The following is a 19,612-nucleotide window of genomic DNA, read 5'->3' on the forward strand; positions in this document are numbered from 1 at the left end:
TTTCTTGCATTTGGGTTATTTACGAATGCCGCTCCTTAATTATTATAAGGTATAAAAAAGAAAGAGTCAGCATTAGCTACACTAACAGTTAGTAAATGACATTGGCATTTTAGGAGTCACACCAATTCCGATCGCCCCTGGGCCTAGATGCACGCCCACTACCGCACTAAACTGTGCTAATTCAAACTGATCAGCAAAGCCATTTTCAAGCAGGAGGTGATGGAGGGCTGCAACCTTCTCATCCGCATTGGCACCAATAATCGAAAACTCATAATCTCCTGTTTGAGCAAATGCTTTGACCAACTCAACAATTCGCTTTAAGGCTTTCTTTTCTGTGCGTACTTTTTCATAAACCACGATTTTACCCTCATCATCAAAATAAAGGATAGGTTTGATGCTCAATAAACTCCCTAATAAGGCCGAACCGTTTGATAGGCGACCGCCCTTTACGAGATGATTCAGATCATCTACAACTATAAAGGCAGTAGTTCGTTCAATCTGATCCTGCAAAAGCGTAACGATTTGAGTAAAATGCAGGTCATTTTGCGCCCAATTCAGAACATTTCGAATCATAAGGCCAACAGGCACAGAGGCGATTTTACTATCAGGAAAGGCAATTGTTAACTGAGGGTGTTCTTCTACTAAAAATTGAATATTTTGCCAAAAACCTGAAATTCCTCCAGCTAAAAAGAGGCCAATAACATGCGTGTAACCCTTATCTTCTAATTGATGCAATAAATCATCCAGCTCGGTTAAAGCTGGCTGACTCGTCTTAGGTAGCTCACTTGAGTTAGCCATTGCTTGATAAAAGTCATCACGTTCTAAATTGTGACCTTCATAGTAGGTTTGACCATTCATCATGATAGGAAAATCAATCACAAAAAGGTCAGGGTGCCCCTGTATGCAATCAGGAAGGGCCGCAGTGTTATCGGTAATGACAGCTAATTTCATTAATTACTAAACTCCAAATTAATTCCAGGTTGATCCAAAGCAATTTCGGTTACTTCAAGCGTTAAGCGTTGTACCATATTCAACAAAGGCGCAGCTAGGGACTCGACTTCTACTTGTGAAAATTCACTTGGGCTTTCTACCAGACGATTCATGATCCGAACCATTTGCGAAATAACCCCACTAATCACAAACTCTTCTTTAACGATGATAAATTGCAAAACAGAAACAACGGTCGTTTCATTCGCTTCCTCGTCACGGTTAACCAGTTGGAAAGTCACTTCAAAATTTGTTTCCGGAGTACCGTTTTCTTGTTCCCATTCTAAATTACGGGCATCATAATGGTATTGGTTAACAAATTCTTTTTCGCGTTCTAATTGCATGTTTCTTCTCCTTGAGATCAATATGACTCATTATAACATAGTTTAAAAGAATGTTAAAGTCAGCTTAAAAGGTACCGCACAGCAAGTGATCGTAAACATAGACTAGTGTTTAACAAAGAAAAAGAACACTAGGCCAGTTTGTTATCGTGTTCAAACCCTATTTAGGGAAATGGCACCACTGCTGATCAGGATTGGCCTGTTTTAGCTACTAGAAGCTCAGTAGCTTTCTGCTTCTGCCGAGATTTTGATTGGGCACAATTTCCTCTTTTTTGCCGCTTTTCCCTTCTTGCGCAGGCCCTTGCCTTAGTTCCTTTTCATATTTCGCTTGAAAATAGGCTTGCGCAGCTATTCGTTTACGTACTGAGGAGAAAGGTAGAGGAGTTCTGTATATTTTTGATAGATTTCTGTTAGTGCTTTCATTGATTTTATTATAGCAAACCACCAAAAGCAAACCACCAAAAAATCATCCCGTAGGATGATTGGAAAAGGTTAATGACCAGTAGGATAGCGCTGTGCCCACGCCTCATCTATCTGTAAGGTTTGTTCATCAGTGTAGGCTTTGCGATAATGATTCCACACTTTTTTTACTACTGCTGCCTGAGTGGGTTCTGATGCATTTGCACCCACTTGAAGCTTGGAATTAGCTTGAGCACCAGTATCATAAGCCGTTAAGCCGTAATTTTGAATAATACTGTTTAACTTAGTATTGTAAGACGTATCCGTTGCATATAAGCCGGTCAATGCCGCAGTGGCATCTTGGTAGGACAGCGTATTAGACTTGCGTACCCCAGCATAAAGATCTGAACCAAGCAAATTAGCATAATCACTGAGGGAGGCATAGATACTAGGATAGACTCTAAAAGGTTGGTCAACTTCATAGGCTCGGCCTGTGCCATCATCTTCCCAGGTCTTCATCAGGATTGAGCCACCATTATAGCTCCCTTTTATACCAAAAAAATTATAATGAGGGGCTTGACTTAGGCCTGACTGACCACTTGCAGATTCCAAAATAGCTTGCGCAATCATGACAGAGGCATACAAGTCATGCTCTTGTGCGATTTGACTAGCTGTTCCCCCGATCTCATTAATAAACGCTTGTGTTGGTGTTGTGGTCACAGCTTCTGCTACAACATCATTTGCTTTTTTTGATTGCACTGTTGCAAAAACGAGTCCGATGACCGTTATAGCCACAGCTAAGCAAGCAAAGACGTTTTTTCCTTTCCTAAACATGGTATCTCCTATTATGTATAATGTCACTTTTCTTTTTATTTTAGTAGGAATAGTATACCACAGGATAAAAGTATTTAGATACTAACTTCTAGTATTTAACCAATTCATAATGTTTGTCTTCAAATTGAAATATTTAATCAGGTGATCTCTGCCCTACTCGACAAAGTCAAATAGGGTTAACTGGTATTGCTCAATCAAGGCATTTAACTTATCCTGATAATGACTATCAGTCGCATAGGTCCCAGTTAAGCTAGCGGTAGCACTGTGATAAGATTGGCCTATCTGCTTATGAGTATTTTGATACAAAGGATCCGATAAGACCATTGCATAGTCTTCAAAACTCCTTGCTGGAGAGCCATAGGCCCGAAAGGCTGCATCTACCTGATAAAGCTGGCCTGTCCCATCATCCTCACTTGTCGGGAGAATAACCGACTTGCCCCGGTAGTCACCTTTGATACCAAAAAAATTATAATAGGGCTTTTGGCTAAGTTGCGATTGCCCCTTGTGCGACTCAAGAATTGCTTGCGCTAGCATCACTGAGGGATAAAGCTGGTGCTTGTTGGCCACAGATTGAGCTGGCTGGCTGATGGACGCAATAAATGAAACGGTCTCACCGCCCCTATACGGCTGCAAAGCCTGACGATACCACTTAAGGGTACGCCAACTCGTAAGCACCGTTAGCAAGATAATCAATAGTGCCAAGCGTCTGGTCAATTGCTTGGCTGTTTTGGGTGCAAATCGATAAGCGTGCAAACGTTTTGTTCTTTGTTTAGGCATCTACTTCCTCTTGGTTTCTAAGCTTGACTGATTTACAGGATAAGGTCCAACCCCTTATCACAATAAACCTTAACCTAATCCTATCATAACTAAGGTCACAAAGCCCAGTAAAAAGCTAAACCTTTCTAGTAATAGTGTAAGAGCTGAGCAGCCGTTAAAAACTGACCTTTTGAACTAAAAAACCAAGGCGAAGAGCCTTGGCAGTTTAATCTATGTACAGCACCCATTATTTTTCTTTACGAAGGGCACCAAATAAAATACCTGATACAATAGCGCCAATAATAACAAAGACTAAATAAAGAATGGGATTACTGGTAAGAGCGATAACAAAGATCCCCCCATGTGGTGCCAGTAATTTAATCCCGGTAAGGCCAACGAGAGCTCCAGCAAGGGCTGAACCGACAGCAAAGCTTGGAATGGCACGAGCTGGATCGGCAGCAGCAAAAGGAATAGCACCTTCAGTGATAAAGGAAAGCCCCATCACAATATTGGTTAAACCAGAATCACGCTCTTCTTTGCTAAACTTATTTTTGTACAATAAAGTAGCAATAAAGACCGCAAGCGGCGGTACCATACCTCCTGCCATAACAGCAGCCATAACCACAGAACCGCCATGTGTCACTGTAGCAGCAAGTGTACCAGTACCAAAGACATAAGCCGCTTTATTAATCGGCCCACCCATATCAATAGCCATCATACCACCGACTAAAAGTCCAAGGAGCACGGCTGAACTACCAGATAAACCAGTAAGGAAATCATTTAAAGCTGTATTAATAGCAGCCATTGGAATATTAACTGCAAGCATTAAAAATCCTGTTAGTAAGACACCTAGCAAAGGTAGCAGCAAGATTGATTTAGCACCTTCAAGTGAACGCGGTACCTTAACATATTTTTTAAGCGCAAGGACAACATAACCTGCTAGAAAACCACCTACCAGTGCGCCAAGAAAACCTGATGGAACACCAGCTAAAGCAAGTGTTTTTTCTCCACCAGCAGCATAAGGAATTCCTCCATAAGCAAAGCCACTTGCCGCAATTGCTCCTGCTACGAAACCAGAAACCAAGCCTGGTTTTTCAGCTATGGAGTAGGCAATATAACCCGCTAGAACTGGAAGCATAAAGCCAAAGGCTGCTCCACCAATGTTTTTAAACATAGCGGCAATTTCATGATAGGATCCAAGGTTACTTAGTTGGTCTTTAGGAACTCCAAGCATATTATCAAGCAAGAAAGCAAGCGCAATCATAATCCCACCACCAATAACAAATGGTAGCATTTGGGATACCCCACCCATCAAGTGTTTATAGAAGGCTTGAGCAGCAGTTAACTTTTCGTCACGCACTTCGTTTTTAGCACCATTTTGGGCATGATAAGTATCAGCTTGATTATTTAAAATAATCTGAATCAATTCCTCAGTTTTCTTAATCCCATCTGCGACAGGTCGATTAACCAAGGGTTTCCCATCAAAGCGTGCCATATCAACTGCTTTATCAGCGGCAATAATAACTCCCTTAGCCTTTGCAATCTCTTTTGCTGTTAGTTTATGAGCAACGCCTGATGCCCCATTCGTTTCTACTTTAATGCCAACGCCCATTTCAGCAGCTTGTTTTTTGAGGGCTTCTTCAGCCATGTAGGTATGGGCAATACCCGTTGTACAAGCGGTAACAGCAACTATAAACTCTTGACCAGCCACTGGTGTTGCTTGTGCGGACTGCGTTTTTTGCTTTTCTTGGGCATCAAAGATAGCAAGCACATCTTCAGGCTTTTTAGCACCGCGCAACTGATCAGCAAAACCATCTTTTAATAAGTACTGAGATAATTCTGCTAGCGCAGCTAAGTGGGTATCATTGGCTCCGTCTGGCGCAGCAATCATAAAGAAAAGGTCTGTTGGTCGTCCATCTAAAGAGGCATAGTCAACTCCTTTGGCTGACTTAGCAAAGAGCACTGTTGCTTCTTTGACAGCAGCATTTTTGCTGTGGGGCATTGCAATCCCATCGCCTAGACCAGTTGTCATTTGGGCTTCGCGGTTCATGATGCCAGTTTTAAAGGTATCATAGTCAGTCACCACACCGTGGTTGGTAAGGCTGGTAATCATTTCATCAATAGCAGCTTCTTTTGTCGTTGCCTTGAGATCCATAATCATGACTTTTTGATTGAGTAAGTCTTGAATTTTCATCGTTTTTCTACCTCTACTTTTTGATAAATATCTCTAATAAAATCAGCTGTAGCCAGATCATCAGAAAAAGTTGTTGCTGTACCACAGGCTACGCCCCACTTCAAAGCTTCAACAGGATCTTTTGACTTGACATACTCACCTGTAAAGCCAGCAACCATTGAATCGCCTGCGCCAACTGAATTCTTAACTTGACCTGTGATTGGTTTAGCAAAGTAGGCTGCCTCTTTTGTGACCAAGAGTGCGCCATCACCAGCCATTGAAATGATCACATGCTTAGCTCCCTTAGCTAAGATTTGACGTGCATAAGTTTCAATCGCATCAAGTCCATCAAGCTCCACCCCAAAAATAGCAGCTAACTCATGATTATTTGGTTTTACCAAGAGTGGTTGGTATTCTAGTGCATCTAAAAGGGTTTGACCCTCAAAGTCACAGACCACTTCGGCACCAGCCTGCTTAGCAATAGGAATTAACACATTGTAAACATGATTGCCCAAGCTAGCTGGGGCAGAGCCTGCAAAGACAACTGTATCCTCCTTGCTTAATCCTGCTAAGATGGTTTCTAAGCTCTCTAGCTGTTCTTGAGAAATAGTAGGTCCTGTGCCGTTGATTTCTGTTTCTGAATTCGCTTTAATCTTCACATTGATGCGGGTATCTTCGTTGACTTTAATGAATTCAGGATTAATGCCTTCCTTGATAAGGCCTTCTTCGACAAACCGTCCTGTAAACCCTCCAATAAAGCCAGTAGCGACATTATCAATGGCTAAGCGCTTTAGTATTCGGCTGACATTAATGCCCTTTCCCCCGACGAATTTATCATCACTAACCATACGGTTAACATTACCTAGTTCTAGGTGATCTAGGCGGACGATAAAATCAATCGAAGGATTTAAAGTCACAGTATATATCATACTTCAATGACCTTCGCTTTCTCTTTAATTTTTTTCAAGACCATCCCAGCAGAGGCTTGCGTGATAATGCCAATGTTATCAATTGGTGATACTTTAACGAAGGACACTTGATTAATCTTTGAGCGATCTGCTAGAACGTAGGTCTGCGTGGCATTTTTAATAACGGCACTTTTGACGACTGCTTCTTCCATATCAGGTGTTGAGAGGAACTGTTCTGTCACACCATTCATCCCAATAAAAGCCTTATCAAAATTAAGTTGCTGGATCTGTTGCAAAGCCACACTGCCAATACTGGCATCTGTGGTTTCTTTAACATGACCACCAATAATAATGGTTTTAATCTTTTGATCCACAAGCCGTGCGGCATGATGAATCGAATTGGTCACAACAGTGAGATTAGCCTGCTGTAAATAAGGAATGAGCAGCTCTGTGGTCGTACCAGCATCTAAGAAAATCACATCGTTGTCATGGATTAGCTGGGCGGCTTTTTGCGCAATTTGCTGTTTATCATGACTGTTTTTGACAGATTTTTCACTGTTAGATAACTCGCTCATCAAAGCGGGGAGCCGTTCTGCTCCACCATGAACCCTATGTAACTTCCCTTCTGCCTCAAGTTCATCAAGATCCCTGCGAATAGTTGATTCTGAGCTATCAAGAAGGCACATTAAATCATCTAAAGTCACAAAGTTATCTTGACTAATCTTCTCCAAAATCAGTTGTTTTCGTTTCGTTTTTAAAATGATAACCACCTCCTGCTGAAATCGGTTACAGCTATATTATACGCTTTCATTTTTCAATGTCAAGCATTTTCTTTCAAAAACTGTCAGACCATGCCACAAAAAAGCCAGCTTTTTAGCATAAGCTGACTTTCGGGTAATTAGTTAATGCTTAAGATCTTCTCTTTAGTATGTACCATCTCAGTAATCAAGCGACAATAGGGTGTCTCAATACCGAGTTTTTGGCCTTTGGCATTGACCGCACCATTTAGAAAATCAATCTCTGTTTTACGATGGTTTTGCACCAAGTCCTGGTGCATTGATGGGTAATGGTGTGCTGCTTTCACTGAAGTGTCCATTACATAGGTGGTGATTTCTTCCTCATTGAGCTCTACACCTTCAGCCTTACCAACAGTGACAAACTCGTGAATGATACTATTGACCATCTTCAACCCATCTTGACTTGTAAATAATTCACCAATAGTACAGTCCAAAAGGGCACATAGGGAATTCATCGAGCCATTGACACAGGCCTTGCGCCAAATATGAGGTAAAACATTATCATCATAGGTGGCATTGAGTTTGGCTTGGTTTAATAGCTCAGCTACTTGGTGGCCAGCCTCTTGGTTAGCAGGATCCAAGCTTTGAAGATTGAGTGCACCCACACCTTGCAAATGCGCATGTCCAGGACCTTTAAGACCTGCTGTCCAAACGGTGACACCCATTAAAATGTTATGAACTGGGATATAGTGGCGAATGACATCCTCATGGCCAAGGCCATTGAGTAAGCAAAGCACCTTGGTCTCTTGTCCAATAATGCCTTTAATGTCTTGCAACATTTGTGGCAATTGCATGGCTTTTGTAAAGAGGATGATTAAATCAGCTTCTCGTGTCGCTTCGGTTGGTTTCATAATAGGTAATGACACATTGTCCTCAACATCACCAGTGATGGTCAAGCCCTTGTCTTTGATGGCAGCAATGTGCTCAGCCCAATTATCTAATAAGATAACTTCGTGATTTGTTTGTGAAATTTGGTAACCAAAACGGCAACCCATAGCACCAGAACCAGCAATATAAACTAACATCTTTTTCTCCTTTTATATAGATAAGATAATAAGTGACCTTAACCTTCAAAGATGAAAATATCATCTTGATAGAGCTTGAGCACATTTTTACAAATGTAATGTGCTACAAAGCCAAGGCCAAATGGGATAAGAAGCCAGGCGATAAGGATAATGACTACATTACTCCCCCCTGCCAAAGAAGCAATCGGACCAACCGCTCCAACCAGACCAAATCCTGAGGAGGCTGGCGTTCCAACCAGATTAAAAATCGGGACGCTCAAAGAACTAAGAGTTGCTGTAACAATCATTGGAATGGCCATTACTGGGTGTTTTAGGAAATTTGGCATCATCATTTTCATTGCGCCAAGAGCAATGGCAAGTGGAACACCTGATTTATTCACTTTTAGTGTTGCCCAAACCAAGACTGCTGTCGTTGAAGCAATTCCCATAGAAGCTGCTCCTGCCGCCATACCATTTAAACCGATTGCTAAACCAATCGCTACTGTTGAAATCGGACTGACAATTAAAAGAGCAAAGGCAATAGCAATTAAAATAGACATCATAAATGGTTGAAGTGTCGTAAAAGAGTTTATTCCTTGACCAATCAACGTGGTGACATACGAAACATAAGGAAGTAATTTCCAGCCGATGTAACCAACACCTGTACCAATTAGGATAGGAAGTAAGATAATCGTTAAAGAACCTAATTTGTCACCAAACCATTTAACGGCTAAGACAGCTAAGGCTGCTGTCAGCATCATATTGATTAAATCGCCGATGCCTTTTAATTGAAAGGTGCCTACCACAGTCCCTTTTTGGATAACTTCAGTATAAGCCCAAGCCCCAGAGCCAATGTAGGCTGCGCCTCCAACAGCAAGTTGCTGCATTGGATTAAACTTAAATTGTTGCCCAATCAAAAAACCAGCCATAATTGGTGTAAAGAATTGGAAAACTTGGACAATATGTAAAAACTCTGCCGCTGCTGCATTTGGAAGCAATGGCTTCAAAAAGGTTGCCAATATAGCATTTGGAATCAAAGCAACGACAATGGCAGTGGCCGTGCCCGAAAGAATCTTACTGACAAATGAGCCAAACGACTCTTTTGACGGTGTAGTAGCTGTCATGTAAAGACCTCACTTTAATTTATTATGTGATTTATATCTCATTCACATGTTAATTATATCACATAATCACTCCAGCACTACATCTTTGTGAAAAAATTTACTATCATTTTTTTCAATAGCATTATCATTAATCGTTATAGCCCTAATTTAAAAGCGAGGTAGAATGAACAATACGGTTATCACGCTCAGGATAAATATAGTTAATAGCTTGATTAATCGCCGTTGGCGCCTCACCAAAGCCAGTAGCAATTAAATCAATCTTGCCTGGATAAGAGGCCGCATCACCAATCGCAAAGATACCTGCTTGGCTAGTTTCAAATAAGGAAGAAACCAATAGACTAGAACGCTTATAATCCAGGTGCCAATTCTTCAAATTTTTATTGGACGTTGAAAAACCAAAACTCACAATTAAGGCATCTAAATCAAGGCTTAAGACTTCTTCAGACTTTACTTTTTGAATCATTAAAGTATTTGCTTGATCATCTTCTCCAGAAATGGCTATCGGCACGTAGGGCGTGAGGATCTTCACCTGTGTTTTTCCTAATAGTTCCACGCTGTGTTCATGGGCTCTAAAGGCTTCTCGTCGGTGTACAATCGTCACACTTTCGGCCAAGCCATATAAGGCTAAGGCCCAATCAACTGCCGAATCACCACCACCACAAATAACTACCTTTTTGCCGGCAAACTGGTCTAGCTTGTGAACATTGTAAAAAATATTTTTTTGTGCATAGCGTGCTTCCCCCTCAATCCCCAAAGTCCGTGGTGAGAAAGCACCATTACCACAAGCAATGACAATAGCCCGTGATTGGTGGCTACCTTTACTCGTCTCAATATGGAAAACACCATCGATTTTTGTAAATGTTTGCACCTCTTCATTTAAATAAACCGAAATCCGATCAGAAAAGCGACTAATTTGTTGAATCAAATTTTCCGTTAAATCAGCCCCTGTAATAGCTGGAAAAGCTGGAATATCATAAATCATTTTTTCGGGATAAAGGATCGCCGGCTGCCCCCCAAGTTCTGATAAACTTTCAATGATATTAACCGACATTCCCCGCAAACCAGCATAAAAAGCGGCAAAAAGGCCAACTGGTCCGCCACCAATAATTGTAATATCAGCAATCTGTGCTTCCATTTTGTTTTTCTCTCTCCTGTCTTTTGATCTTGGTCAAAATCGCTTGCGCTTCCTCAGTTAGAGGATAGGCCTCTAGCAAGTCTGGCCTGCGTAAATAAGTCTTCAAAAGGCTTTGCTCCAAACGCCATTTGCGGATATTTTCATGATGCCCGCTCATCAAAACATCTGGCACCTTCATCCCACGAAAATCATAAGGTCTAGTATACTGTGGATACTCCAACAGACCCGATGAAAAGGAGTCGTCCTGATGGCTGACTGCCTTACCAATAACTTCTGGAATCAAACGGACAGTCGCATCAATAATGGTCATAGCAGGCAATTCCCCACCAGTGAGAACAAAGTCCCCCAGGGAAATCTCATCTGTCACCAGGCTTTTAATCCGTTCATCATAGCCTTCATAATGTCCACAGATAAAAACCAACTGTTCTTCTTGTGCTAATTCTTCAGCGAAGCTTTGTGTAAAGGAACGTCCAGCTGGATCCAACAAAATCACTCGGGCATTTTTTGCCTTGATGCGATCCATTGTATCAAAGATTGGCTGCGCGCGTAGTAGCATACCTTGGCCCCCACCATAGGGCTCATCATCAACATGGCGGGCTTTTTCTGCATTTTCTCTGAAATTATGATACGTAATATCAAGCAGGCCCTTTTCTTGGGCCTTTCCTACAATCGAATGTTGCAGTGGGGCAAACATTTCAGGGAATAACGTGAGAACATCAATCTTCATCATCTAATCCTTCCATGATTTCAACTTGAATCCGCTTGTGCTCCAAATCCACTGCCAAAATGACCGGCGGAATATAAGGTAATAAGAGATCCTTTTTCCCTTGCCTTTTAACTACCCAGACATCATTAGCACCCGGTTGCAAAATTTCCTTGATCTGGCCAATCAGATTTTCTCCTTCATAAACATCTAAGCCAATAATATCATGGTAGTAATATTCTCCCTCATCTAATGCCCTTAGATCTTCTTCTGCGACTTTTAGTGTGTAGCCTTTATAGTGTTCAATGGCATTGATATGGTACATATCCTTAAATGTAACAATGTCAAAGTTTTTGTGTTTGCGATGACTAGCAATTTCTACTGTCATGACGTAGTGGTCTTGGGCATCAAAAAGGGCTAACTGTTGACCTTTTTGGAAACGTTCATCCGTAAAATCTGACACACTTAAGACACGCATTTCTCCCTGTAGACCTTGCGTATTAACAATTTTTCCAACATTATAATATTTCATGCTATCTCCTGTAAATGGTTTTCAAAAAGAAACAAGAACAGTTCTTTTCATCTAACTCAACTTCCATTTTAACATGTTCACAAGCAATTTGCACCCAGATAACAAAGAAGAAAAGCATGCTCAAAAGCATTCATCAGCTGAGCTAGGGAGGCTACAAAAAAACCAGTCTTGCAACTGGCTTTTAGTCCTTCTCATCAATAATGAGTCTTACTTTTTTACCTTGTGTAGGAACCGAATAGACAATCGATCTTATCGCTGTAATGGTGCGACCTTTTTTTCCGATAACACGACCGATGTCTTGTGCATCTAGATCCAGATGATACTCCAAAAAATCAGGAGCATCTTCTATCTTAATTGTAAGCTTATCCGGTTGTGAAATCAGTGGTTTCACAATGGCGATAATAAGATTTTCAATGGTATCCATAGGCTTTTATTTTTTGGAGAACTTTAGTTCGTGGAATTTAGTCATAACACCTGCTTTTGAAAGGATGTTACGCACAGTATCAGAAGGTTGTGCTCCTTTTGATAACCAATCAAGGATACGGTCTTCTTTAAGTTCTACTTGGTTTTCAGTAACCAAGGGATTATAAGTTCCAACTGTTTCAATGAAACGTCCGTCACGTGGAGCACGAGAGTCAGCAACGTTGATACGGTAGAAAGGTTTTTTCTTAGAACCCATACGTGTTAAGCGGATTTTTACTGCCATTTGATTATAGTCTCTTTTCTTTAGATAATCTTGAGAAAGCAGCTAAGCTTTTCTCACTGTTTTAAGTATAACTCACCTGGCAAGAACTGTCAAGTTTTTTTCTTGACATCTTTCAGCTGCCCTTAGCTCAAGACCCAAAAAGAGGATAGCTTGGCCAGCAAATGGAGAAAAAAACTGGCTTTTGTCGATAAGTTAGGAACTTGCGCGGCTCTTTTGCGATTAGGGCTGAAAACTCCCCAAGCGCCATATCAAAGTATGCTCTACCAACTGGGAACAAGGGAGGGGTGATACAAGCTAACAAATGAGCTTGTCTGTCTGACAGAAATTGTAATTGAGCGAGCAGAAATCTCACTTGAAATTGGCCAACAACATCTCAAACGCATAAGACAAGCACTATAAAAAACAAGAGACAATCAACTCAAAAGAGAGTGATATTCTCTTGTTTTTAGGTTATTAATGCAAAAACTGCTTGATAAATGTTCCGCCGTAAATCCAAAAATAACTATAAGTTATCATTGAAACTGGTCGACACAGCACAATAATCGTTAAAAAACGTTTAAAGGTAATCCGACTAAGTCCTGTTATCATAATCATGACATCTGCTGGTGCCATGGGCGATAACATATTGAGGATAAAGATCGTCTCATAAGTACGGCTAGCTAATTGCTTGTCATATTTTTGAATCTTCTTTTCATCAATAAAGAGAAGAATAAAGGGCCGTCCAAAGCGTCTAACCAGGTAAAAAAGAATACAGGATCCTAAAATAATGCCGGTAAAATTAAGGATAAAACCTAATATAGGCCCAAAAGTGAGAAAACCAACAACTGTAGTCACACCACCTGGTATAATCGGGATAACCACTTGGATGATTTGAATAATAAAGAACACGATTGACCCAAGAAGGATATGGTTTTTTATTAAATCAGCCAAAGCTTGAGGATTATTAAAAATGTCCAATTTTCCAATCAAATAACAAACAAATAGTATCGAAAGGATAATTGACACAATGCCAATACCGCGAATGAGTTTTTTTAGCTTAGAGTGTCTAATACCATGCTTATTCATACCTTAATGCCTCAATCGGATCCAATTTACTTGCATTATTGGCCGGAAGCATTCCAAAAATAATTCCGATGGCTGCTGAGAACGCTATCGCAATCAAAGCAGTGTCTAAAGATACAGTAGCTTCTTTTAATTTTAGGGCATTTCCTAAAACTCCTACAGCTGAATAAGATAATAGAAGACCAAGTAAGCCACCTAGAATCGTTAAGACCACAGATTCTATGAGAAATTGTGTTAATATCTTGGCACGTGTTGCTCCCAAGGCCTTTCTCAAGCCAATCTCGCGAGTACGCTCTGTGACCGATACCAACATAATATTCATCACACCAATCCCACCAACAAGAAGTGAAATGCCTGCAATTGAACCAATAACTGTTGTCATTATAGCAAATTGACTATTAACTTCCCTAATGATTTGACTATTATCTGGAATAACATATTTTCCATCACGCACATGTGAAAGCTTGGTTAACATATTTGCCGCTTGCTTTCCCAAGCGCTCGCTATCTTGGATATTAGTCACATGGACGAAAATTGATCCGACCTCATTAGTGTGAAACTCTGAAGCCACCTGCGTGTTTGCCATGACGGCTTGGCCAACTTCACTGCCATCAATTCCGATAGATGGCTGGTCAGTTTTGAAAACACCGACTACGAGATAGTCTTTATTACCACCAATTTTCACAACCTTGTTGAGGGCTTCTTTGTAGTTACCTTTGCCAAATAGTTTATCTGCTAAAACGCTGTCCAATAACATAATACGTGAAAAATTATGATAATCACGATCGGTTAAAGTGCGTCCTGCAAGGAGATTATATTTTTTAACCTTAAAGTAAGCTTGACTGGCACCCGTAATTGTTGTGTTTTTCGCATTTTTCTTTTCATAACTAATATTACCATTAGCTGAATTGGTCACATAATAAGATTCAATCCCATCAATATCACGAACGATTTGATCAAGCCATTCATATTTAAAATCACGGGTATTTTCTGCAATATTAAAACTTGCATAAGGATTATCTTCATCCTTTTTTGTTTGTAGATACAGTTGAATGTCCTTTTGGTTATTTGCAAAGGAACTCGTGACGCTCTTTTTCATGGCATTCCCAAGCCCCATGATAATCACTACAGCGGCAACACCAATAATAATACCTAGCATGGTCAAGAGCGATCTTAATTTGTGGCCCCAAATTGAAGACAGGGCAAATTTCCAATTTTCCATTTTCTCTCTCTTAGTCTATTCTGACACTTTCTGTCGTGTCGGTCGTAATTTCACCGTCTCGAATGACGATTTTTCGCGTAGCATAATCGGCAATATCAGGTTCGTGGGTTACCATGATGATTGTCTTTCCTTCCTTGTTCAACTCTGTAAGCAGTTCCATAATTTGCTCACCCGTTTTCGTATCGAGCGCTCCGGTTGGTTCATCGGCCAAAATAATTGATGGGTTATTAACCAAGGCACGAGCGATCGCCACCCGCTGCTTTTGCCCACCAGAAAGCTCTGATGGTAAGTGCTTCATCCGTTGGCCCAGTTCCACTTTTTCAAGAAATTGCTGCGCTAAACTATGGCGTTTTGCAACCCCCACACCAGCATAGATTAAAGGGAGTTCCACGTTTTGCAGAGCTGTTAATTTGGATAACAAGAAAAATTGCTGAAAAACAAAACCAATTTCTTCATTGCGCAATTGTGCTAAGCGACGGTCTGACAAACGATCAACTTCATGGTCATGTAGCCGGTACTGTCCTTGGGAAGGACGATCTAAAAGACCGATGATATTCATCAGGGTTGACTTACCCGATCCTGATGGTCCCATAATGGCCAAAAAGTCTCCTTTGTAGACCGTTAAGTCAATCCCTTTTAAAACCTGAAGTTCTTGATCACCATTTTGATAACGCTTAACGATATGTTTTAAAGTGATTAATTCTTCTCTATTAGCTGACACCCTGTTTACCTCTTACCTATTTTTTTGTATGTTTTGTTGATGGCTGACTGGCTGAGTCATCAATATGTTCTAAGGTCTTACCACTTGTAAGCTTTTTATCCGGATTTTTGATTAATATTTGCCCAACTTTCAAGCCAGAAGTGATTTCTTGTTGACGCGCATCAGCATTGCCTACTTGTACTTCTGTTTTAATAGCTTTTTTCGTACTTGCATTGTATAACCACACATAGTGCTTTGTTTTATCTTTAACAACGGCTTTTAAAGGTACCAAGGTCCGTTTATTAGGATTTAAGACTTCAACAGTAACAGCAAACCCTTGTTTTAAATTCTTAATGGGGCTGGTAATATCTGCTTTATATTCATAGTTAGAAGCCTGGGAATTAGTGTTCTCTCCCTCAGGCTGTGGACTAGCAGCGGCTTGAACGGTCGGGTAGTTAGAAATATAGGCCATCTTGCCTTGCCATTCTTGATCACTATATACCTTAGACTTGATCTTGACGTCTTGGTCTTTTTTAATATTGGCTAAATCAAATTCTGTCAGGGTTCCTTTTACTTGCAGTTTACCTTCAGAGGCGACATGCACAAGCGTTTGACTATTTTTAGAGGAAGGGTCAATATCATTGTTAACCTCAACCACTGTACCTTCTACATCACTAAGAACTAAGGTTTGATTTAAAGCTTCTTTTGCTTTGTTAACTTCGGATTGGGCATCAGCATAAGCATCATTTAAGTCTTGTAATTGTTGATTGTAACTTTGGGTAACTTGGCCGGCTGCGCTAGCACCTTCTGTAGGGGTCGCTACTGAACCGTAGGTTCGAAAACTATTGATCTGACGTGCTGCTTTGTTTAAATTCCGCACCGCAGTATCATAGGCAGCTTGAGCAGCAGTCGCATTGTACTGGACTAATTGTTGGCCCCGCGCCACTTTATCGCCGACTTTAACGACAACACTCGCTCCATTTCCGCGAGCAGGATCATAGTAGACATACTGTTCTGATTCTGACTTGACAGTGCCAGACAACAAGGTTGATGAGGAAATTGTCCCTTCGGTAACTTTGATGGTTTGATAGTTACTTTCCTTGTTTTGTCCAGCTTGGGAAGGCTGAGATTTAAACCACAAAAAAGTTCCAAGGCCAACCAGGCTAACTGCCGCCACACCGCTGATAAGTATCTTAGTCTTTTTAGTCATTTTTTGTTCTCTTGCGCGAGCCATTTTCCTACCTCTATCTCTCTAGATTTTTGTATTATTTTTGTAAGACAAGTATATAATCTTTTAATTTGCCTGTCAAGAATAAATCCCACATTTTATCTTTATGAGTAAATTCCTTATCTTGTCTCTATGATAGCACATTACTACTAGGCATAAGCTTACAAGTTTGTAAGAAAAAACAATAAACGATTGTTTACTGTTTTTTACATTTCTTTAATTTATTTTTGCTGCACGGCCATTTAAAATAGCTTCGATAATTGCCATTCGCACATAGACACCGTTGGTCATTTGGCGAACAATTCTGGATTTTTCTGCTTCGACTAAGCTATCGGCTATTTCCACATCACGATTGACAGGAGCAGGGTGCATAATGATGGCATGCTTTTTCAACTTATGATAACGTTTAGGGGTCAAGCCATGCAATTGGTGATAGCTTTCTTTAGAAAAACTCTCTTGTCCATCGTGACGCTCGTGCTGCACGCGCAGTAACATCAATACATCCACTTCCTCCACAATCCGATCCATGGCTAGATACTGACCATAAGCATCAAATTCTTTGCTATACCATTGTTGTGGGCCAGAGAAATATAGAGTTGCTCCTAGCCTGTTTAGGATCTGCATGTTGGATTTTGCGACCCTTGAGTGAGTCAAATCACCAACAATCGCAATTTTTAAGCCATCAAAGTGGCCGTACTCTTCATAAATCGTCATTAAATCAAGTAAGCATTGACTAGGATGCTGTCCTGAACCATCACCTCCGTTGATAATTGAGGCTGTAATGGTGGGACTCGTTATGAGAGATTTATAGTAATCTTCTTCTGGGTGTCTAATCACACACACTTCCGCTCCTAAAGCAGACATTGTTAAGACAGTATCGTATAAGGTTTCACCTTTTTGTATCGAACTGGTATCAGTGTCAAATGCAATCACATTTAAGCCTAGCTGATGCTCTGCAACCTCAAATGACTTATGTGTCCTTGTGGAATTCTCAAAAAAGAGATTAGTAACAAACTTGTCCTGGTAATGAGGACAGGCTACTTGCTTAGACTTAAATTGCTCGCCTCGCATGATAAGTCCGATGACCTCTTCATTAGTAAGTAACTCCATTGAAACCAAATGGTTTAGTGTAACCTTATTATCTACTACTGGCATGACTGTCTCCTTTGTTGCTTATTTTTAACTAGTTAGCTGAATGAGGAAGAATTTGATATAGGATAATTCCTAAGAGTGTTGAAAAGGCAACACCTGAAATCTGTAGTCCTTGAATTTGCAGCATCAAGCCACCAATTCCCGAAACCAAGATAACACTAGCAATTAATAAGTTTTTCTTATCATCCATATCAACCTGTGATTCCACCAAAATTTTCAAGCCACTTGAAGCGATGACCCCAAAGAGAGCGACAGAAATCCCACCAAGTACTGGCGAAGGGATGGATTGAATCAACGCTGATACTTTCCCGACAAAGCTTAGCAGCAGAGCAATGACAGCCGCTCCTGCAATCACATAGACAGAGTAAATCTTATTTAGTGCCATCACTCCGATATTCTCACCGTAGGAAGTGACCGGTGGGGCACCTAGGAAGCCAGCCACAATCTGGGCTAAACCATCACCTGTTAGAGTGCGATCCAAGCCTGGGTCCTTAAAATAATCACGTTTTGTTAGGCTATTTAAGACCATGATATGTCCAAAGTGTTCCGTCATAGTAACAAAAGCAATCGGTGCCATTGTTAAAATTGCACTTGGATAAAGCTTTAAGCCATAATTGACCAAGGGGAGTTCAACTGAAGGCAGGCTAAACCACTTGGCTTGGGCTACCGATTGAAAATCAATAATTTGCTGCCCCGTGACCAGGCCAATCCCGATGGCAAAGATATAACCAACAATTAACCCTAGTAAGATAGGGATAATGCCCACGATTCCTTTGCCATAAATATTGAAGAAAATCACAGCCAAAAGAGTAACCATCCCAATAAAGAAATATAAAAGGTTGTAATGGCCATTCTTTAGCATAATATTATCAACAGCAGTTGTGGCAAGGCTAAGTCCGATAACCATCACAATTGGCCCAACAACAATTGGTGGTAAAATACGATCAATCCAATCATTGCCGACTGCTCGGACAATTAAACCCACAATCAGGTATACTAAGCCACCAGTGACAGCGCCCTGAGCAACAGCAGAAATGCCATCTGTTTTCATGAGCATCTGCATGGCGGCAATATAGGCAAAGCTAGATCCCATATAAGCGGGAATTTTAAACTTGGTGACCGATAAATGTGCCAGGGTTCCTAGCCCACTTGATAGAAGGGCTACAGCCGGATCAATGCCAACTAGGATGGGAACTAAAACCGTTGCCCCAAACATCGCAAACAAGTGCTGAAAGGATAAGCCGACCAGGACCCCTGCTTTAGGCATCTCGTTGACGTCATAAAGAACATCTTTCATTATCTTATTTTCCTCTTTTCTTGCTTTAGTCTGGCGCTACAATACTGATGCGGTCCTGTCCATCCACTTCAGCAACTTCAACAACAATGGCTTCATCACTACTTGTTGGGATATTTTTCCCAACATAATCGGCACGAATCGGTAGTTCGCGATGGCCACGATCAACAAGAACGGCTAAACTAACCCGCGCTGGACGACCCAGACTGACCAGATTATCAATCGCTGCGCGAATCGTGCGCCCGGTATATAAAACATCATCAACCAAAATCACATTCTTACCGGTAATGTCCGTTGCCATTTGGGTGGTATTTTCAGCAACCTTCATATCATCGCGAAAGGGCTTAGTATCTAACTCACCTGCAGGGACCTTAAGACCTTCTAATTCATAGAGCCGGTCTTGAATCCGCTGCGCCAAATGCACCCCACGCGTCTTAATGCCTGCTAAAACTAATTGATCCAGATCCTTATTTCGTTCAATGATTTCGTAGGTAATCCGCGTTATAGCCCGCTTCATTGTCATCGCATCAACAATTTCTTTTGACTTCACTTCTT

The 19,612-nt window shown here is 40.9% G+C and carries 21 protein-coding genes; all 21 read right to left on the minus strand.

Annotated elements, in window-relative coordinates:
* Positions 1–81: 81 nt before the first annotated feature.
* A complete protein-coding gene (locus GWD08_RS03840) occupies positions 82–951 on the minus strand; it encodes a DegV family protein (RefSeq protein ID WP_159543859.1) in 870 nt (289 codons plus the stop codon).
* On the minus strand, positions 951–1,331 hold the full coding sequence (locus GWD08_RS03845; RefSeq protein WP_159543861.1) for a DUF1149 family protein: 381 nt from the start codon (positions 1,329–1,331) through the stop codon (positions 951–953). The genes GWD08_RS03840 and GWD08_RS03845 overlap by 1 nt, the downstream gene beginning before the upstream one ends.
* 489 nt (positions 1,332–1,820) lie before the next feature.
* Positions 1,821–2,561 carry a glycoside hydrolase family 73 protein gene (locus tag GWD08_RS03850; protein ID WP_159564321.1) on the minus strand — a complete coding sequence of 247 codons (741 nt, stop codon included), beginning with the start codon at positions 2,559–2,561 and terminating at the stop codon, positions 1,821–1,823.
* Positions 2,562–2,714: 153 nt separating this feature from the next.
* Complete coding sequence (locus GWD08_RS03855; RefSeq protein WP_159564323.1) at positions 2,715–3,338, minus strand: glycoside hydrolase family 73 protein; 624 nt, start codon at positions 3,336–3,338, stop codon at positions 2,715–2,717.
* A 226-nt stretch (positions 3,339–3,564) separates the two neighbouring features.
* Entirely contained in the window at positions 3,565–5,511 is a 1,947-nt protein-coding gene (locus GWD08_RS03860; RefSeq protein ID WP_159564325.1) for a PTS fructose transporter subunit IIABC, read from the minus strand.
* Positions 5,508–6,419 (minus strand): 1-phosphofructokinase, encoded by a 912-nt coding sequence (gene pfkB, locus GWD08_RS03865; RefSeq protein WP_159564327.1) that lies wholly within the window; start codon positions 6,417–6,419, stop codon positions 5,508–5,510. Before pfkB ends, GWD08_RS03860 begins: the two co-directional genes overlap by 4 nt.
* Complete coding sequence (locus tag GWD08_RS03870) at positions 6,416–7,159, minus strand: DeoR/GlpR family DNA-binding transcription regulator (RefSeq protein ID WP_268892464.1); 744 nt, start codon at positions 7,157–7,159, stop codon at positions 6,416–6,418. Before GWD08_RS03870 ends, pfkB begins: the two co-directional genes overlap by 4 nt.
* 137 nt (positions 7,160–7,296) lie before the next feature.
* Positions 7,297–8,220: a 2-dehydropantoate 2-reductase gene (locus tag GWD08_RS03875; RefSeq protein ID WP_159564329.1), complete on the minus strand. Its 924-nt coding sequence runs from the start codon at positions 8,218–8,220 to the stop codon at positions 7,297–7,299.
* Between the two features lie 38 nt (positions 8,221–8,258).
* Complete coding sequence (locus GWD08_RS03880; RefSeq protein ID WP_159550246.1) at positions 8,259–9,323, minus strand: PTS sugar transporter subunit IIC; 1,065 nt, start codon at positions 9,321–9,323, stop codon at positions 8,259–8,261.
* 142 nt (positions 9,324–9,465) lie between these two features.
* Positions 9,466–10,458: an NAD(P)/FAD-dependent oxidoreductase gene (locus tag GWD08_RS03885; RefSeq protein ID WP_159550249.1), complete on the minus strand. Its 993-nt coding sequence runs from the start codon at positions 10,456–10,458 to the stop codon at positions 9,466–9,468.
* On the minus strand, positions 10,439–11,185 hold the full coding sequence (gene trmD, locus GWD08_RS03890; RefSeq protein WP_159564355.1) for a tRNA (guanosine(37)-N1)-methyltransferase TrmD: 747 nt from the start codon (positions 11,183–11,185) through the stop codon (positions 10,439–10,441). Before trmD ends, GWD08_RS03885 begins: the two co-directional genes overlap by 20 nt.
* Complete coding sequence (rimM, locus tag GWD08_RS03895) at positions 11,175–11,693, minus strand: ribosome maturation factor RimM (protein ID WP_159564331.1); 519 nt, start codon at positions 11,691–11,693, stop codon at positions 11,175–11,177. The genes trmD and rimM overlap by 11 nt, the downstream gene beginning before the upstream one ends.
* A 181-nt stretch (positions 11,694–11,874) precedes the next feature.
* On the minus strand, positions 11,875–12,117 hold the full coding sequence (locus tag GWD08_RS03900; RefSeq protein ID WP_159543879.1) for a KH domain-containing protein: 243 nt from the start codon (positions 12,115–12,117) through the stop codon (positions 11,875–11,877).
* Positions 12,118–12,123: 6 nt separating this feature from the next.
* Positions 12,124–12,399 carry a 30S ribosomal protein S16 gene (gene rpsP / locus GWD08_RS03905; protein ID WP_159543881.1) on the minus strand — a complete coding sequence of 92 codons (276 nt, stop codon included), beginning with the start codon at positions 12,397–12,399 and terminating at the stop codon, positions 12,124–12,126.
* A gap of 453 nt (positions 12,400–12,852) precedes the next feature.
* Positions 12,853–13,464, minus strand: coding sequence for a TVP38/TMEM64 family protein (locus tag GWD08_RS03910; protein WP_159543883.1), 612 nt, complete (start codon positions 13,462–13,464; stop codon positions 12,853–12,855).
* A complete protein-coding gene (locus tag GWD08_RS03915) occupies positions 13,457–14,683 on the minus strand; it encodes an ABC transporter permease (RefSeq protein ID WP_159560459.1) in 1,227 nt (408 codons plus the stop codon). The genes GWD08_RS03910 and GWD08_RS03915 overlap by 8 nt, the downstream gene beginning before the upstream one ends.
* A 10-nt stretch (positions 14,684–14,693) precedes the next feature.
* Positions 14,694–15,404 (minus strand): ABC transporter ATP-binding protein, encoded by a 711-nt coding sequence (locus GWD08_RS03920; RefSeq protein WP_159543887.1) that lies wholly within the window; start codon positions 15,402–15,404, stop codon positions 14,694–14,696.
* A 16-nt stretch (positions 15,405–15,420) separates the two neighbouring features.
* Positions 15,421–16,617 carry an efflux RND transporter periplasmic adaptor subunit gene (locus GWD08_RS03925; RefSeq protein WP_159564333.1) on the minus strand — a complete coding sequence of 399 codons (1,197 nt, stop codon included), beginning with the start codon at positions 16,615–16,617 and terminating at the stop codon, positions 15,421–15,423.
* A 210-nt stretch (positions 16,618–16,827) separates the two neighbouring features.
* Entirely contained in the window at positions 16,828–17,766 is a 939-nt protein-coding gene (locus tag GWD08_RS03930) for an aspartate carbamoyltransferase catalytic subunit (protein ID WP_159564335.1), read from the minus strand.
* Positions 17,767–17,794: 28 nt separating this feature from the next.
* Positions 17,795–19,060 (minus strand): uracil-xanthine permease family protein, encoded by a 1,266-nt coding sequence (locus GWD08_RS03935; RefSeq protein ID WP_159564337.1) that lies wholly within the window; start codon positions 19,058–19,060, stop codon positions 17,795–17,797.
* Between the two features lie 25 nt (positions 19,061–19,085).
* Entirely contained in the window at positions 19,086–19,607 is a 522-nt protein-coding gene (pyrR, locus tag GWD08_RS03940; protein WP_159543929.1) for a bifunctional pyr operon transcriptional regulator/uracil phosphoribosyltransferase PyrR, read from the minus strand.
* Between the last annotated feature and the right edge of the window lie 5 nt (positions 19,608–19,612).

The organism is Streptococcus halichoeri (assembly GCF_009870755.1).
Lineage (GTDB): Bacteria > Bacillota > Bacilli > Lactobacillales > Streptococcaceae > Streptococcus > Streptococcus halichoeri.

Bases quoted from the DNA above. Each gene is read 5' to 3' on its own strand.
- GWD08_RS03930 (WP_159564335.1), bottom strand. From the start codon at position 17,766: ATGCCAGTAGTAGATAATAAGGTTACACTAAACCATTTGGTTTCAATG.
- rimM (WP_159564331.1), bottom strand. From the start codon at position 11,693: ATGAAATATTATAATGTTGGAAAAATTGTTAATACGCAAGGTCTACAG.
- GWD08_RS03860 (WP_159564325.1), bottom strand. From the start codon at position 5,511: ATGAAAATTCAAGACTTACTCAATCAAAAAGTCATGATTATGGATCTC.
- GWD08_RS03880 (WP_159550246.1), bottom strand. From the start codon at position 9,323: ATGACAGCTACTACACCGTCAAAAGAGTCGTTTGGCTCATTTGTCAGT.
- GWD08_RS03925 (WP_159564333.1), bottom strand. From the start codon at position 16,617: ATGGCTCGCGCAAGAGAACAAAAAATGACTAAAAAGACTAAGATACTT.
- GWD08_RS03850 (WP_159564321.1), bottom strand. From the start codon at position 2,561: ATGTTTAGGAAAGGAAAAAACGTCTTTGCTTGCTTAGCTGTGGCTATA.
- GWD08_RS03855 (WP_159564323.1), bottom strand. From the start codon at position 3,338: ATGCCTAAACAAAGAACAAAACGTTTGCACGCTTATCGATTTGCACCC.
- GWD08_RS03875 (WP_159564329.1), bottom strand. From the start codon at position 8,220: ATGTTAGTTTATATTGCTGGTTCTGGTGCTATGGGTTGCCGTTTTGGT.
- pfkB (WP_159564327.1), bottom strand. From the start codon at position 6,419: ATGATATATACTGTGACTTTAAATCCTTCGATTGATTTTATCGTCCGC.
- GWD08_RS03915 (WP_159560459.1), bottom strand. From the start codon at position 14,683: ATGGAAAATTGGAAATTTGCCCTGTCTTCAATTTGGGGCCACAAATTA.
- rpsP (WP_159543881.1), bottom strand. From the start codon at position 12,399: ATGGCAGTAAAAATCCGCTTAACACGTATGGGTTCTAAGAAAAAACCT.
- GWD08_RS03935 (WP_159564337.1), bottom strand. From the start codon at position 19,060: ATGAAAGATGTTCTTTATGACGTCAACGAGATGCCTAAAGCAGGGGTC.
- GWD08_RS03900 (WP_159543879.1), bottom strand. From the start codon at position 12,117: ATGGATACCATTGAAAATCTTATTATCGCCATTGTGAAACCACTGATT.
- trmD (WP_159564355.1), bottom strand. From the start codon at position 11,185: ATGAAGATTGATGTTCTCACGTTATTCCCTGAAATGTTTGCCCCACTG.
- GWD08_RS03885 (WP_159550249.1), bottom strand. From the start codon at position 10,458: ATGGAAGCACAGATTGCTGATATTACAATTATTGGTGGCGGACCAGTT.
- GWD08_RS03910 (WP_159543883.1), bottom strand. From the start codon at position 13,464: ATGAATAAGCATGGTATTAGACACTCTAAGCTAAAAAAACTCATTCGC.
- GWD08_RS03840 (WP_159543859.1), bottom strand. From the start codon at position 951: ATGAAATTAGCTGTCATTACCGATAACACTGCGGCCCTTCCTGATTGC.
- GWD08_RS03845 (WP_159543861.1), bottom strand. From the start codon at position 1,331: ATGCAATTAGAACGCGAAAAAGAATTTGTTAACCAATACCATTATGAT.